Source organism: Demetria terragena DSM 11295, from assembly GCF_000376825.1.
Classification (GTDB): Bacteria; Actinomycetota; Actinomycetes; order Actinomycetales; family Dermatophilaceae; genus Demetria; species Demetria terragena.
The window spans coordinates 807209-822427 of sequence record NZ_AQXW01000004.1 but is presented as its reverse complement, the minus strand read 5'-3'; the positions used below and the strand labels follow the sequence as shown (position 1 = coordinate 822427).

Annotated in this window: 12 protein-coding genes; 7 read left to right on the top strand and 5 right to left on the bottom strand. The window is 64.4% G+C overall.

Going from position 1 to position 15219, the window contains the following annotated elements; all coding sequences use genetic code 11:
• Positions 1 to 36 precede the first annotated feature (36 nt).
• On the bottom strand, positions 37 to 780 hold the full coding sequence (locus F562_RS20130) for a DUF4129 domain-containing protein (RefSeq protein ID WP_018156433.1): 744 nt from the start codon (positions 778 to 780) through the stop codon (positions 37 to 39).
• Between the two features lie 52 nt (positions 781 to 832).
• Positions 833 to 3466, bottom strand: a complete 2634-nt coding sequence (gene valS / locus F562_RS0108010) for a valine--tRNA ligase (RefSeq protein ID WP_018156432.1) — start codon at positions 3464 to 3466, stop codon at positions 833 to 835.
• A 126-nt stretch (positions 3467 to 3592) separates the two neighbouring features.
• On the opposite strand from valS, the gene F562_RS0108005 reads away from it, so the two are divergent.
• The gene (locus tag F562_RS0108005; RefSeq protein ID WP_018156431.1) at positions 3593 to 4258 is read left to right on the top strand and encodes a GAD-like domain-containing protein; all 666 of its coding nucleotides are present in this window, start codon (positions 3593 to 3595) and stop codon (positions 4256 to 4258) included.
• 40 nt (positions 4259 to 4298) lie between these two features.
• Here the strand turns inward: F562_RS0108005 and F562_RS0108000 are convergent, their stop codons facing one another.
• The 3 genes from F562_RS0108000 to F562_RS18495 form a co-directional block, all read right to left on the bottom strand.
• Positions 4299 to 5459 carry an acyl-CoA dehydrogenase family protein gene (locus F562_RS0108000; RefSeq protein WP_018156430.1) on the bottom strand — a complete coding sequence of 387 codons (1161 nt, stop codon included), beginning with the start codon at positions 5457 to 5459 and terminating at the stop codon, positions 4299 to 4301.
• On the bottom strand, positions 5459 to 6808 hold the full coding sequence (locus tag F562_RS0107995; protein WP_051080206.1) for an FAD-binding oxidoreductase: 1350 nt from the start codon (positions 6806 to 6808) through the stop codon (positions 5459 to 5461). The genes F562_RS0108000 and F562_RS0107995 overlap by 1 nt, the downstream gene beginning before the upstream one ends.
• A 101-nt stretch (positions 6809 to 6909) precedes the next feature.
• Entirely contained in the window at positions 6910 to 7809 is a 900-nt protein-coding gene (locus F562_RS18495; RefSeq protein WP_018156428.1) for a DUF559 domain-containing protein, read from the bottom strand.
• Between the two features lie 318 nt (positions 7810 to 8127).
• Between F562_RS18495 and ileS the strand changes: the two genes are divergently transcribed.
• Genes ileS through ndk form a run of 6 tightly spaced genes read left to right on the top strand, consistent with a single transcriptional unit; the run spans position 8128 to position 15217 of the window.
• Positions 8128 to 11607: an isoleucine--tRNA ligase gene (gene ileS, locus F562_RS0107985; RefSeq protein ID WP_018156427.1), complete on the top strand. Its 3480-nt coding sequence runs from the start codon at positions 8128 to 8130 to the stop codon at positions 11605 to 11607.
• On the top strand, positions 11597 to 12127 hold the full coding sequence (locus F562_RS0107980) for a GNAT family N-acetyltransferase (protein ID WP_018156426.1): 531 nt from the start codon (positions 11597 to 11599) through the stop codon (positions 12125 to 12127). The genes ileS and F562_RS0107980 overlap by 11 nt, the downstream gene beginning before the upstream one ends.
• Complete coding sequence (locus F562_RS0107975) at positions 12124 to 13527, top strand: bifunctional folylpolyglutamate synthase/dihydrofolate synthase (protein ID WP_018156425.1); 1404 nt, start codon at positions 12124 to 12126, stop codon at positions 13525 to 13527. The genes F562_RS0107980 and F562_RS0107975 overlap by 4 nt, the downstream gene beginning before the upstream one ends.
• Positions 13524 to 13922 carry a DUF4233 domain-containing protein gene (locus tag F562_RS0107970; RefSeq protein WP_018156424.1) on the top strand — a complete coding sequence of 133 codons (399 nt, stop codon included), beginning with the start codon at positions 13524 to 13526 and terminating at the stop codon, positions 13920 to 13922. The genes F562_RS0107975 and F562_RS0107970 overlap by 4 nt, the downstream gene beginning before the upstream one ends.
• Positions 13919 to 14758, top strand: a complete 840-nt coding sequence (locus tag F562_RS0107965) for an undecaprenyl-diphosphate phosphatase (protein ID WP_018156423.1) — start codon at positions 13919 to 13921, stop codon at positions 14756 to 14758. The genes F562_RS0107970 and F562_RS0107965 overlap by 4 nt, the downstream gene beginning before the upstream one ends.
• Positions 14759 to 14788: 30 nt before the next feature.
• Complete coding sequence (gene ndk / locus F562_RS0107960) at positions 14789 to 15217, top strand: nucleoside-diphosphate kinase (protein ID WP_018156422.1); 429 nt, start codon at positions 14789 to 14791, stop codon at positions 15215 to 15217.
• The last annotated feature ends 2 nt before the right edge of the window (positions 15218 to 15219 follow it).

Below are 15219 nucleotides of genomic sequence, written 5' to 3'. Positions count from 1 at the left end.
TTCGTCGCGACCAGGAGGGCCTGGAAGTCGTTGCGGTCATGGGTGATCGCCGCCGTTCGAGCCTGACGCGCGGTGCTGGCTCAGCGATAGGTGCACTTGGCGGAGGGCGGCACGCGCTCGCTCGCGGTGGGCGTCGGTGACGTGATGCCGGGAGAACCGTGCTTCGCGATATAACGCCGCTAGAACCATGACGCCTTCGCCGTCGAAGTCCAGGCGCTCTAGAACCCGTACGGTGAGCTCGGCTGAGGTCTCCGAAGGATGCCGAGTGATCCCTGCTCGGGCGACCGACTGCTCCAAGGTGACCCACATGGCGATGATGGCCTCGCTCGCGATGCCGTCGTCAAGGGCGTCGCGATGGCGAGCGGTGTCCTCCAGCAGGGCGGCGACCGCCGCCTCGGGCGGGATCGGTGCAGGAGGTCGCTCGGGGTCCGTACGCCGCGCGCGAGCGGTCTCCCGCACCCAACGCAGTGCGAAATACCCGGCCATCGCACACAGCGCCACGAAGATGAGCGCCACGATGGCACTGAGCCAACTCGGAGCGCTCGCGACCGATTCGCTTGGCGGAAGCGACCTGCCGCCGCCGTCGCCCAGGGTTGGCCCCGAACTGGTAGACGAACTGAGTGTCTTTGTGGGCGCTTCAAAATCCCGCGTCGGAGTGCCAGCGATCGGGGAGCCGAAAGTGCTGGCCACCAGGGTGATCAGCACGATTCCGGCCGCGCCAGCGACCACCTGACCGGCGCGTGCGGTCGCAGCGGTTTTGCCACGTCCGCCCGTCCCCATCAGTCGAGACTAGCGACGAGAGCAACCGAACGCGGGCGTTTCGGAGGAAGGTCTAGTTCCGCGGCGGCGGTGGTGTGAGTTCGACGTCGCAGACCGCAATATCGTCGCCGTCACCGAAGTCCAGCCCCGTGATCTTTCCTGCCGCCCGGAGGTCGTCCTCGGCCGCTGCAATCTGGGACTTCTGGTCTTCGGTGCCGAGGACGGTCATCGCGGTGACCTCAGCGCGCATGCCCAACTTGGCATCCGACTTGGCCCGCCGAACGCCAGCCAGCGCCCGTCCCACCGAGATCAGCACCGCAGGGTCGCCGCCGCTGGGAAGCTCAGTGGCTTCCGGCCACTCCGCTCGGTGCACCGAATCTTCGTGCCACCACGACCACACCTCTTCGGTCGCGTAGGGGAGGAACGGTGCGAACAACCGCAGGATGACGTCCAGCGCCAAGCGCAGTGTTGCCCGTGCGCTGGCCGCAGCCTCGTCACCACGTCCGCCGTAGGCGCGATCTTTCACCAACTCGATGTAGTCATCGCAGAAGGTCCAGAAGAAGGTCTCGGTGAGTTCGAGCGAGCGGGTGTAGTCCCACTTCTCATATGCCGCAGTCGATTCCGCGACTACGTCGCGTAGCGCAGCGAGCACGGCGTGATCGAGCGGCTCGGTCACCTTGCTGGCGAGGTCACCTTCCACCTCGCCCATGGTCAGCGCGAATTTGCTGGCGTTCAGCACCTTCATCGCCAGGCGTCGGCCGACCTTCATTTCGCTGGTGTCGTAGGCCGCGTCCATCCCGAGGCGGCTCGAGGCCGCCCAGTAGCGCACGGCGTCCGCGCCGAACTGGCGCAGAACGTCCTCCGGTGTTTCGGCGTTGCCCTTCGACTTGGACATCTTCTTGCGGTCGGGATCGAGGATCCAACCGCTGATGCCTGCGCCAGTCCAGGGCACGCTTCCGTGCTCAAAGTGACTTCGGACAACGGTCGCGAAGAGCCACGTACGGATGATGTCGTGTCCCTGCGGTCGCAGATCCATGGGGAAGACCTTGGCGAACAGGTCTTCGTCATTTCGTGCGCCGGCATTGCTCGTCACCGGATAGCCGCTCACGATTTGCGGGCTCAAGGAGGAGGTTGCCCAGGTGTCCATGACGTCTGGATCGCCGGTGAATCCGCCTGCCACACCACGTTGTTGCGCTGTGTAGCCTTCCGGAACGTCGCTGGAAGGGTCGACCGGAAGCGCGTTCTCCGGTGCGAAGATCGGGCTGTTGTGATCAATCTCGCCGTCGCCGTTGAGGGGATACCAGACTGGGAACGGAACGCCGAAGAAGCGCTGGCGCGAGATGAGCCAGTCGCCATTGAGGCCCGCGATCCAGTTGGAGTACCGGCTACGCATGAAGGCGGGGTGGAAGTCGATTTCCTGGCCCCGCTCGATCAGCGCAGCCTGCAGGTCTTTGTCGCGCCCGCCGTTGCGGATGTACCACTGGCGGCTCGTCACGATCTCCAGCGGCTTGTCGCCCTTCTCAAAGAAGTTCGCTTTGCGCTGGGTCTTCACCGGGTCGCCGATCAAGTCGCCCGAATCCCGCAGTGCCGCAACGATATTCTCCCGCGCAGTGTGAACGGTCTTCGTGGCAAGTTGCTCCGAATACAGCGTCTCGCCGGGACCGCCAGCAATCCAGTCTGGGACGTCGCCGTCGAGCCGCCCGTTGCGCGTCACCACTGAGCGGATCGGCAACTGCAATTCACGCCACCAGATCACGTCGGTGAGATCGCCGAACGTGCAGCACATGGCGATGCCCTTGCCCTTGTCAGGCTCGGCCGCGGGGTGCGCGACGACCGGAATCTCGACCCCGAACAGGGGTGACGTGACGGTCGTGCCAAATAGATCGGCGTACCGCTCGTCGTCGGGGTGGGCGATGAGCGCGACCACCGCTGGGATCAACTCCGGGCGGGTGGTTTCGATCTCAATGGTGCTGGAGTCGGGCCGGTGGAAGCTGATGGTGTGGAACGCGCCGGGGTAGTCCCGTGCTTCCAGTTCGGCCTGGGCCACCGCAGTCTGGAACGTGACATCCCACAGCCCCGGCGCCTCGGCCTGGTAGGCCTCGCCCCGTTGCACATTGCGAAGAAAAGCCTGCTGAGCAACAGCGCGCGATCGATCGTCAATCGTGCGGTAGGTCTGCGCAAAGTCGCACGACGCGCCCAGCGTCCGGAAGAGGGACTCAAACGCCTTCTCATCCTCGACGGTGAGTTCGTCGCACAACTCCACAAAGTTGGCTCGGGAAACTGGCCGTTGGTCGGCGGCCTTGACGGCTTTGGTGGTGCCGCGGGTTGGTGGCTCGAACCCCTCGACGTAGGGCTGCGTGGTGTCGCCTCGCACGCTGTAGTAGTTCTGAACCCGACGCTCGGTTGGAAGGCCGTTGTCATCCCAACCGATCGGATAGAACACCTCCTTGCCACGCATCCGCTGATAGCGCGCCATGCAGTCGGTGTGGGTGTAGGAGAACACATGCCCGACGTGGAGTGATCCACTCGCCGTGGGCGGCGGGGTGTCGATGGAGAAAACCTGCTCACGTGGCAGGGAGAGCGCCCGCTCTCGATCAAACGCGTACGTCTCGTTGTCGGCCCATACCTGGCCCCACTTGTCCTCGAGTCCGTCGACGGTCGGCTTCTCAGGAACGCGCGCGTGGGGCGCAGGGGGGGTGTCGGTCATGAGCCATATGTTCCCAGACAGTGGTCCGCAGGCAGAATGGGGTTTCGGCGCCTAGGCGACCACCGCCAGCATGTCGAGTACCGTCGTGCCCGGCATCACGAACGTACGACGCCTCAGGAGGCAGTCATGAGCGACCAGTTCGGGCAGGCACAGCCTGGCTATCAGCCCACAGGCCAGCCCAGTTTCGGGCAGGCGACCCAATGGGACGAGCCAGCCCAAAACCCTGCCCTGGGACCGTTCCTGCAGCGCTTCGCGCCGGACCCTGACGTCACGACTCCTAGCCAGGAGTTCCTGGCGTATGCCCAGGACAAGGTCCCGGGCGCGCTGGTTGAGTTGTGGGCCAACCACGGGTTGGGGTTCTACGGCGAGCAGCGCATCGCCATCGTGGACCCGGGGGAGTGGATGGGCACCCTCCAAGCGTGGTTGGGCGCGGACGTGACATCGGTTCCGGTTGCCGTGACCTCGTTTGGGCACGTGTACCACTACGACTCGGTGGACGGTCGCGACCGAATTCAGTGCCTCGATCCGCATTTCGGCACCAATGTGGTCGTCGGCGATGACCTGGCGGCGTTCTTCAACGAGCACCTCCCCAGCCAGCACTCCCACCTTTCGGACCTGGAAGGTCCGCGCGGTGGCGCTCGCAACAAGCTCGGTCCATTAGCGCCGGGCGAGACCTATTTCTTCGACCCGATCCTGGCGCTCGGCGGGCAGGTCAGCCCCAACACGCTCGCCAAGGGCGACGGTCGCGAGCACCTAGAGATGATTCACGAGCGGGCGTACGCCAACGGCTGACCGGGTTCGGTCAGAAGCGGCTCGGTTGCGGACAGGCGACCTACAGGCCAAGCCCTCGACCGACGATCTCCTTCATGATCTCGGTCGTGCCCCCATAGATGGTGCTGATGCGGGCATCCTCGTAGTCGCGCGCAATGCGATATTCGCGCATGTAGCCGTACCCGCCGTGGAGTTGCAGGCAACGGTTTACGACGTTGACGTGCTGTTCGGTGGCGTAGAACTTCGCGGCAGCGGCGGCCTCTGCGGTGAGCTCACCTCGGGTGTGCAACCGCAGCAGGTGGTCGAGGTACGCACGCGCCGCCTGGACGGCCGTGACCATGTCTGCCATCTCGAACCGGGTGTTCTGGAACGATCCGATGGGCTTGCCGAACGCCTGACGGTCTTTGACGTAGTCGAGCGTGCGCTGGAGGACGCCTTCGCTGGAGGCGACCGCCGCGGCCGCTATCGAGATGCGCTCCTGCGGAAGGTTGCGCATCAGGCCGACGAATCCCGATCCTTCTTCGCCCAGCAGGTTGGCCGCAGAAACTCGAACCTCGTCAAAGTTCAACTCTGAGGTGTCCTGGGCGTGCAGACCGATCTTGTCCAGGTTGCGGCCACGGGAGAACCCTTCGCTGGCCGTTTCGACAACCAACAAACTGAGGCCCTTGTGTCGGTCTTCGCTGGTGCGAACTGCGGTGACCACAAGATCGGCGTTCTGGCCGTTGGAGATGAAGGTCTTGTTTCCGGTGACGATGTAGTCGTCACCGTCGCGCACGGCTTTTGTCCGGATTCCCGCGAGGTCGCTGCCGGTGCCGGGCTCACTCATGGCGACCGCGACCACACTTTCCCCGCTGGCGATGCCCGGGAGCCAGCGTTGGCGTTGCTCGGGCGTGGTCAGACCTGTGAAATAGGGGATCACAATGTCGTTGGACAAGGAAAGCGCAGCGACACCAGAACTCACCGGGTTGCGCGCCAGTTCCTCCCCCATCACCGCGTTGAAGCGAAAATCGTCCGTGCCGCCGCCGCCATATTCCTCGGGAACGGCGAAGCCCAGGAGTCCTACCGCGCCAGCCTCGGTAAAGAGCTCACGATCCACGATTCCGGCTTCGTCCCACCGGTCGGCGTTCGGTGCCACGTGCTTGTCGACGAAGGCCCGGACACTCCTCCGGAATTCTTCATGTTCATCGTCGTATAGGTCCCGCGACCCGATCACGTCCGTCATCAGTACGGTCGTCCCGGGTTCATGATCCCGTGGGGGTCGAAGACGGCTCGGACGGCTCGCTGGCGCGCCATCTCGGCGTCGCCGAGCTCCTGGGGCAGCCACTGGCGTTTAAGAGAGCCGACGCCGTGCTCGCCGGTGACGGTGCCGCCCATCGACAGCGCCGTCTCGACGATGAGGCCAAATGCCTCCTCGGCGCGCTCGCGCCCTGGTTCGTCGCTGAAGAACAGGCAGGGATGCAGGTTGCCATCGCCGCCGTGACCAGAGAGCAGAATCTGCACCCCACGCTCCTCGCAGAGGGCGCGCGAGCGGGCGATAAGGTCACCCAGCTTGGAGACCGGAACGCACACATCTTCAATGAAATGCGGCCCCATTTTCTCCACGGCGAGCGCCAGGGCGCGACGGCCAGCCATCAGTGCATCGGCCTCCTGGGCATCGTCGGCCACCGCCACCTCGTCGGCGCCTGCCTGCGTCAAGAGTTCGGCATACCGCGCGACGTCCTCCTGGGTGTGCCCAGACCGGTCGGACTGCACCAACAGCACGGCCTCCGCGTCCTCGGGAAAGCCGAAGTCATCCATGGCCTGCACCGCCTGCAGACTGGTCCGGTCCAGGACCTCGATCAGGTTGGGGCCGTGGCGCTCGGCGCGCAGCCGCACCAGGGCGGCGGCCACCGCTTCCAACGACCCAAAAGTCGCCAGCACAGTCAGGGGTGGGTCGCTGGCAGGGACGAGGCGTACGAGGGCCTCGGTCACCACGCCGAGTTGGCCCTCGGATCCGACGAATACGCCCGTCAAGTCCAGGCCGGTAACCCCTTTTGCCGTGCGGTGACCGGTGTGGATGATCTCGCCGCCGGGCAGGACGACCTCGAGGCCTTTCACATAGTCGCCCGTGACGCCGTACTTCACACAACACAAGCCGCCTGCGTTGGTGGCGATATTGCCGCCGATCGTGCTCATCGGCCCAGACGCGGGATCAGGCGGGTAGGCCAGGCCGTACTCAGCGACGGCCTTCTTGAGGTCGGCGTTAATGACTCCGGGGCCGACGACGGCGTACTTCTCGTCAGCGATGACCTCAACGGACTTGAGTGACTCGACATTGAGCACGATGCCGTCTTGCAGCGCGCCCGCCGCCCCGCACAGTGAGGTACGGGCGCCCTGTGGCACGACCGGAATGCGGTGGGCCTGCGCATGCTCCAGCACGGCGACGACATCGTCGCGGTCGCGGGCACGTACGACCAGGAAGTTGTCTGGCGCGGCCGAGCCCAGGCTGGCGTCAGTGGCATAGGCCAGCGCGACGTCGGCGTCGGTGACGAGGCGGCCGTCGGGAAGTGTGGGGGCAGGCACCGAAGTCATGAGGTTCATCATGCCGTGCCGAACCTGACTGCGGACACCCTCGTTACCGATAGGTGAGGTAGGCAGATTTCCCTGCATATCGACTGGCACACCGGGGCAGATCAGAGCGATGCTCTCCGTCGTGCTGGGTTGTGCCTGTCGACTCGCAGCCGTTGGAGGGCGATGGCCTCACGGATGCGGGAGGCAACCCAGTCAGGTTCGAACATCACCTGAGTCCAGGTGAACCGCAGAACTAGCCAGCCTGATGCGGCCAGCACGGTATAGCGTCGGCAGTCGGCGTCGAACCCTCGGCGAGTCCCGTGAGTTTCGTAGCCCTCGGCCTCCAGCACGAGGCGGAGCGATTCGTCGGCGAGGTCAACCCGCGCATTGCCTTCGAACTCTCGGATCAAGACCTGCGGCAGAACGTTCAGACCAGGGATGCCGGCACAGATGGCTCGCAGGGTCGACTCCAATGGATTGGCGGAGCTATCACTTGCGAGAAGGGCGACACGACGAGCTTTACGACTCCCTGGTCCGCGCAGGAGGTCGCTCGCCTGAGCGAGTTCGCGGGCGGTGACATCGCCGGAGCGAAGCGCCGAGTCGGCGACGCACAGCGCCTCGTCGAGTTCAAGGTCGCGGGCACAGTCGATCACCGTCCTCAAGGGTTCGGTCACTCCGTCCACGAGATCGTGGGCGGAGCAGTCGCGATACCAAATATGGGTGCGGGCGGGACGCTGACGCACCTTGCGATGGCGTGGAACCGTCACGTTGACCTGCCTGGGGGCTTGCTTGAGGGACCATCCCCAGTGGGTGGCCGCGGACAGGTGCGACAGGTGGCCGCTGATCGCGTACGCCACGCGCTGCTGCTCGCCCAGTTCGGGGAGGACGTAGATGCCGTGACGGAGGCGTTCGATGAGCCCGCTCGCGACGGCCTGTTCTACGGCGTGGCGTCCGACTCGGCGCACGAGGTCGGCGAAGCGTGCAACCCCGCCGAGTTCGAGCAGTACGAGTCGGGCATCCATGCAGTCAGCATCAGAGGTCGGTCGCGCCAGTGCCGGTTTCCACAGGAGGTTCTTTCCCTCTCCAAGGGGACAGACATTCTCGGTTTCGGAGTGAGAGTGCGGCGCCGTACTATGGGGACATAGGCGTGTGAGCCGTCATCAGCGGCGAGCCTCCGGAAGAACGGGTCCTTTGGCCCTAGTAGAACCGGACGGGACGAGCCCGTCACAGCTCAGGAGCGAGTGGCCGCATCAGCGCGGCAAGCGAGGTGGTACCGCGGTGCCGCCCGGATTCCCGGGTGTGCCGTCCTCGTAGAGGATCGACGCGAGGAAGTACCACCGATGGCCTATCCCAAGGTCTCGACAAGCTCGACCGGCGATAACGGCTCGACCGGCGATAACGGCTCGACCGTCGATAACGGCTCGACCGGCGATAATGGCTCGGGCGCCGCCTTTGGCGTGCCACAGACCCCTGACCTGCCGCGTATCGAAGAGTCGGTGTTGGCGTACTGGGATCAGGACGACACCTTCCGCGCATCGGTGGAGCGGCGCGACGCCGGCACCGATGGCGACAACGAGTTCGTTTTTTACGACGGCCCGCCCTTTGCCAATGGTCTGCCGCACTACGGCCACCTCCTGACCGGATACGCCAAGGACGTTGTGCCGCGCTACATGACGATGCGCGGCAAGCGGGTCGAGCGACGCTTCGGGTGGGACACCCATGGCCTCCCGGCTGAGCTCGAAGCGATGCGCCAGCTCGGTCTGAAGACCAAAGACGAGATTGTCGAGATGGGCGTCGACACGTTCAATGCTGCCGCGCGTGAGTCTGTGTTGCGATATACCGACGAGTGGCAGTCATACGTCCGGCGTATGGGCCGGTGGGTCGACTTCGAGAACGACTACAAGACACTGGATTCCACGTTCATGGAGTCCGTGCTCTGGGTCTTCAAGAGCCTCTATGACAAGGGCCTGGTCTACGAAGGCTTCCGGGTGCTGCCCTATTGCTGGAACGACGAGACTCCACTGTCGAACCATGAGCTCCGGATGGACGAAGACGTCTATCAGATGCGCCAAGACCCGGCCGTCACTGTCGGATTGCGCGCGACGAGCGGGGTTGTCGATGGTGCGCTCCTGCTGGTGTGGACCACCACCCCGTGGACGCTGCCCTCGAACCTCGCGATTGTGGTCGGCACCGACATCGACTATGTCGTCGTCGAGTCGGACCTCCTGACGGGCACGACCGAGCGGTATGTCCTCGCTGAGGCCCTCGTCGGGAAATATGCCCGGGAACTCTTTGGCGACCCGAAGGCAGACTGGTCTGAGCGAATCGTCCAGCGGCTCAAGGGTTCTGACCTCTTAGAGACGACGTACGACCCGCCGTTCTCCTACTACACGGGCCACGAGAACGCCTTCCGCGTCGTCGAGGGAGACTTCGTCACGACGACCGACGGAACCGGTTTGGTGCATACCGCGGGCGCCTTCGGTGAGGACGACCATGTCGTGACCACGCGGGAGAACATCGAGGCCGTCATGCCCGTCGGCCCCGACGGGCGATTCACCGCCCCAGTCGGGGAGTACGAGGGCATGTTGGTTTTCGACGCCAACCCCCACATCATCGACCACCTCAAGGCCGCTACCCGTGTTGGTCTCGATACGGCCTCGGCTAGCGCCTCGGCCTACTCGACCGGCGTTGATGGGGTTAGTGCCTCGACCGGCGTTGATGGGGTTAGTGCCTCGACCGGCGTTGATTCGGTCGGCGTTGGTTCGGTAACCCCCGGCACGGTCCTGCTGAAGCGGGAGTCCTATGACCACTCCTACCCGCACTGCTGGCGCTGCCGAAACCCGTTGATCTACAAGGGAGTGAGCTCCTGGTTCGTGGCGGTCACCAAGATCAAGGAGACGATGCTGCGCACCAACTCCGAGATCACGTGGGTGCCGGGCAACGTGAAGGACGGACAGTTCGGTAAGTGGCTCGCAAACGCCAGGGACTGGTCGATCACGCGAAACCGGTTCTGGGGCAGCCCTGTTCCAGTGTGGACCTCGGATGACCCCGCCTATCCACGGATGGATGTCTACGGTTCTTTTGCTGACATCGAGCGAGACTTCGGCAGACTCCCCGTGGGTCCGGACGGCGAGCCCAATCTGCACCGCCCGTACGTCGATGACCTGACTCGGCCCAACCCCGATGACCCCACGGGGAAGTCCACGATGCGCCGCGTCGAGGACGTGCTTGACGTGTGGTTCGACTCGGGATCTATGCCGTATGGCCAGGTGCACTACCCGTTCGAGAACTCGGACTGGTTCGAGCACCACTACCCGGCCGACTTCATCGTCGAGTACATCGGCCAAACCCGCGGCTGGTTCTACACGCTGCACATCCTCGCCGCTGCACTCTTCGACCGGCCGGCTTTCAAGAGCGTCATCTGCCACGGCATCGTGCTGGGTTCTGATGGCGAAAAGATGAGCAAGTCGCTGCGGAACTACCCGGACGTGTCAGAGGTGTTTGACCGGGATGGCGCCGACGCCATGCGGTGGTTCCTCATGCAGAGCCCAATCCTTCGCGGCGGGAACCTGTCGGTCACCGAGGACGGTATCCGCCAGGGCGTGCGCCAGGTCGTGATCCCGCTGTGGAGCAGTTGGTATTTCTTCAGTCTGTACGCGAATGCCGATGGGTACGAGGCGAACTGGTCGACGGCAGCGACGGATCCGTTGGATCGCTACATCCTCGCGAAGACGCACGACCTGGTCACCGATCTGCAGGCACGACTGGATGCCTACGACATCTCTGGAGCCTGCGACAGCGTGCAGACCTTCGTCGAGGTGTTGACGAACTGGTACATCCGCAGGTCTCGGGAGCGGTTCTGGTCCAGCGGGACAAGCTCAACCAGCGGGACAAGCGAGGGAGCCTTCAACACCCTCTACACGGTGTTGGAAGTGCTGACGCGAGTGGCGGCGCCGTTGTTGCCGTTCACCTCCGAGGAGATTTGGCGGGGGCTGACCGGGGCACGATCGGTCCACCTTGCCGACTGGCCGGAGGCCGCCGATCTTCCGGCCGATGATGCCCTGGTTGCCGCAATGGACGAGGTGCGTGCGGTCTGCTCGACCACCCTGGCGCTTCGCAAGGGCCAGCAGTTGCGGGTTCGACTGCCCTTGGCATCGTTGACCGTGGTGACCACGGATCCGCAAGCGCTCGAAGGCTATTCGGCGTTGATCGCCGACGAAGTCAACGTGCGTGAAGTACGCGTGGTGGACCTTGCCGACCCGACCGCCGATCAATTCGGGGTCGAGCAGCGTCTGGTGGTCAACGCCCGAGCGGCCGGACCACGCCTTGGCAAGGATGTGCAACTGGCGATCAAGGGCTCGAAGTCTGGAGATTGGTCTGTTGCAGCCGACGGCACCGTTACTGCCGGAGGCCTCGTCCTCAATTCTGGCGAGTTCACCCTGGAGACGGTGGTCGCTCAGGGCAGTGACGACGCGCATCGAGCCGTGCAGATGTTGCCCGGTGGGGGCTTTGTTGTCCTCGACACCCACGTGACGGACGAACTCGCGCGCGAAGGCCTCGCACGTGACATCGTGCGTGCGGTCCAAGACGCCCGTCGCAGCGCCGGATTGGCGGTCAGCGACCGGATCTCCTTAAGCCTCGTCGGTGATGACGAGGTCTGGCAGGCGGCTGCGGCGCACCAGCACCTGATCATGAATGAGACCCTGGCTGTGCAGTTCGGAGCCGCTGGGACGGGTCATGAGCTTGAGGGCGTGACAGCAACGGTGGGCGACGGACGGACCGTGACGATCGCACTTCAGAAGGCAAGCCGTGAGCACTAACACCTCTGTCCTCACTCGAGAGGCCGACGGCGACGACCTCGTCGCCGTTGTTGATGTTGGACATCGAACCTGGCCGGTGACATTCGGCCCTATCGCAGGCGATGAGTACGTCGCGATGGGCTTGGCCAAGTGGTGGACTCAGGAAGCCATCATTCCGGCCATACGGAAGGGGCGGGTCACGGTCGCCGAAGTTAACGGCGAGGTGGTGGGGATGTCTGAGCTTGGCGTCCACGACGACCACGCCTGGATGTGGAAGCTCTACGTCTTGCCCGAATACCAGGGCTGCGGCGTCGGCGGTGCGCTGATGCGGGCCGCGATCCACCGCGTGGCAGCTCAACAGCACACGCAACTACGACTGTCCTATCTGGATGGCAACGAGCACGCGGCTGCTTTCTACACCCATCATGGGTTCGAGCACCTTGAAGTCCAGGAAGGCGGGTCGGGTATGCCCGACAACATCGTCGTAAGTCGCGAGATCACACCGACAGATGCACCGGTCGATGAGCGGGGTGAGGTGTGAGTCCGCGCCCGGACGACGCTCAGCGTGAGGCCGCCCGTCAGGTCGAGCAACACCGCAGGATGCGCGAGATTGAGGACGCCATCCTTGCCCGCACCCCGGAACACATGCCGGAGCCAAGCCTGCATCGCGTCGCGCGCGCGATGGAGTTGTTGGGCGACCCGCAGAAGGCATTCCCCGTCATCCACATCACAGGCACCAACGGGAAAACCTCGACAGCCCGCATCATCGAGCGGCTGCTGCGCGAGGCAGGTCTCTCGACCGGACGGTTCACCAGCCCTCATCTGCACGACTTGCGCGAGCGAATCTCGTTGAATGGCAACCTGATTTCGCGAGAGCGATTCATTGCCACCTGGGATGACATCGCCCCATTCATCGAGATTGTCGACGCCGAATCGGTGGCTGCCGACGGTCCTCCGATGACGTACTTCGAGGTGTTGACCGTCGTGGCCTATGCAGCCTTCGCCGACGCACCGATTGATGTCGCCATCATCGAGGTCGGCCTTGGTGGGCGCTGGGATGCCACCAACGTCGCCGACGCGACGGTTGCGGTCCTCGCCCCGATTGCCATCGACCACACCCGACTTCTTGGGGACACCCTGGAGCTCATCGCGTCCGAAAAGCGCGGCATCATCAAGCCCGGCACGATTGCCGTCGTGGCCCGGCAGGAGCCCGAAGTCGACGAACTTATCGCTGAGCGCGTCGAGGAAGTCGGCGCGAGCGTACGCCGCATCGACCAAGACTTCAGCCTCAACGAGCGTGAACCTGCGGTCGGCGGCCAACAGGTTTCCATCCAGGGCTTGGCGGCGATCTATCCCGACCTCTTCCTTCCGCTCTATGGGGAGCATCAGGCGCTGAACGCGTCCATCGCCGTCGCGGCGGTGGAAGCCTTTCTGGGCGGTGGCGAGCAACCGCTCGAGACCGAGATTGTGACGACAGGTCTCGCCGAGGTGACGTCTCCAGGACGGCTGGAGATTGTGCGGCGCTCACCGACGGTCTTGGTCGACGCGGCGCACAATCTTGCAGGGGCGCAGGCGCTGCGCGAGGCGCTGAACGACTCGTTCACCTTCACCAAACTGGTGGGCCTGGTGGCGATCCTGCAGGACAAAGACGCTGACGCGATCCTGGAAGCCCTGGAACCCATGCTCGACCATGTGGTGATTAGCCGCACGACCTCCGCCCGGGCGATGTCGCCCACCGAACTCGGAAAACTCGCCGAGGAGATTTTCGGGGAGGACCGGGTCACGGTGATCCGCGACCTGCCGGACGCCCTCGATCAGGCAGCGGCACTCGCCGATGACGGTGGCGTCGGTGGTGGCGTCCTCGCGACCGGCTCGGTGGTCACCGCGGCTGAGGTCCGCTTGCTGGTGGGGGCGGGCGGCGACGGGGCCGAAAGCTCGTGATCGGCGGACTGCGGTGGTACGGCGTCGGGGAGAAGATGTTTCGCCGTCTGGTGGCAGTTGTCCTCGTCGGGGAGGCCTTCGTCTTTTTCTTCGTGGCTCTCGTCGCGTGGGCAGTGCGGCGAGACACCCCGGGTGAGCCGGCGGTGGCATACCTCGTGATCGGGTGCGTCCTGGCTGTCGTCGCCTTCCTGACCTCCGGGCTGCTGCGCAGACCGTGGGGAGTGACGGTCGGTTGGGTGCTGCAGTTCTTCGTGCTCGCCGCGTCCTTCGTCGAGCTGACCATGCTGGTGATCGGTGCCATCTTCCTCGCCCTGTGGATCACCGCCCTGGTGCAGGGAGACAAGATGGACGCCCTCACCGCTCAATTTCACGACACGAACGGAAGTACCGCATGAGTTGGCTGGAGGCCATTGTCCTTGGCATCGTCCAGGGCCTCACTGAATTTTTGCCGATCTCATCGTCGGCGCACCAGTTGGTCGTCGCGCGACTGTTCTTTGACTCGGACGGCGGCGGCTCAGCGTTTACGGCCATCAACCAGCTCGGTACTGAGGCGGCTGTGTTGGTCTACTTCTGGCGCGACATCACCAGGATCATCAAGCAATGGTCGTTGTCGCTGGTGGGGAAGGTCGACCGCAGCGACCCCGACGCCCGCATGGGCTGGTTGGTCATCGCGGGAACCCTGCCCATCGCCATCCTTGGCTTGCTATTCCAAGACTGGATCGACTCGACGCTGCGCAACCTGTGGATCACCGCGTCCATGCTGCTCATCTTCGCGATCGTGATCGCGGCGGCCGATATGCGAGCCAAGCAGACCAAAGAACTCACTCAGCTTGATACGAAGTCCGGCATCGCGTTCGGTTTCTGGCAGGCTTGCGCGCTGATCCCAGGTGTCTCTCGTTCAGGCGGCACCATCGCCGGTGGTCTGTTCATGGGCTTCACCCGCGAGGCCGCCGCTCGCTACTCGTTCCTCCTGGCGATCCCGGCCGTGCTGGCATCTGGATTCTTCAAGGTGATCAAGGTCGCCGAGGACGATCCGAACCCCGAATGGGGCCCGATCCTCATCGCCACGGTCATCGCGTTTGTCATCGGCTATGCCGTGATCTCTTGGCTCATGCAGTACATCTCCAATCACGACTTCAAGGTGTTCGTGATCTACCGGGTGATCTTGGCGCTGGTGTTGTTCGGACTACTGGCCTTCGGTGTCGTCGACGCTGCCGCGCCGCCTGTGTAGCGACCGTGGCCTGAGGATAGGCTGACGAATGTGACTGAGCAGATTGAGCGTTCCCTGGTGATCGTGAAGCCGGACGGCTATCGCCGCGGGCTCACCGGAGAGGTGCTGCGCCGCATCGAAGCCAAGGGTTACACCGTGGTCGAGTTGGCCGTACGCACCCCTGACCGTGAGCGCCTGGCCCAGCATTACGCCGAGCACGAAGGCAAGCCGTTCTACGAGCCCCTGGTGGAGTTCATGTCCTCCGGTCCGGCCACCTTCGCGGTGATCGAGGGCCACGGCTGCATCGCGGGCTTCCGCGCGCTGGCTGGCGCGACCAACCCGACCGAGGCAGCACCCGGATCGATCCGTGGGGACCTTGGCCGCGACTGGGGCCTGAAGGTGCAGCAGAACATCGTGCACGGCTCTGACTCAGCGGAGTCGGCAGCGCGTGAGATCGGGATCTGGTTTCCCGAGAGCTGAAG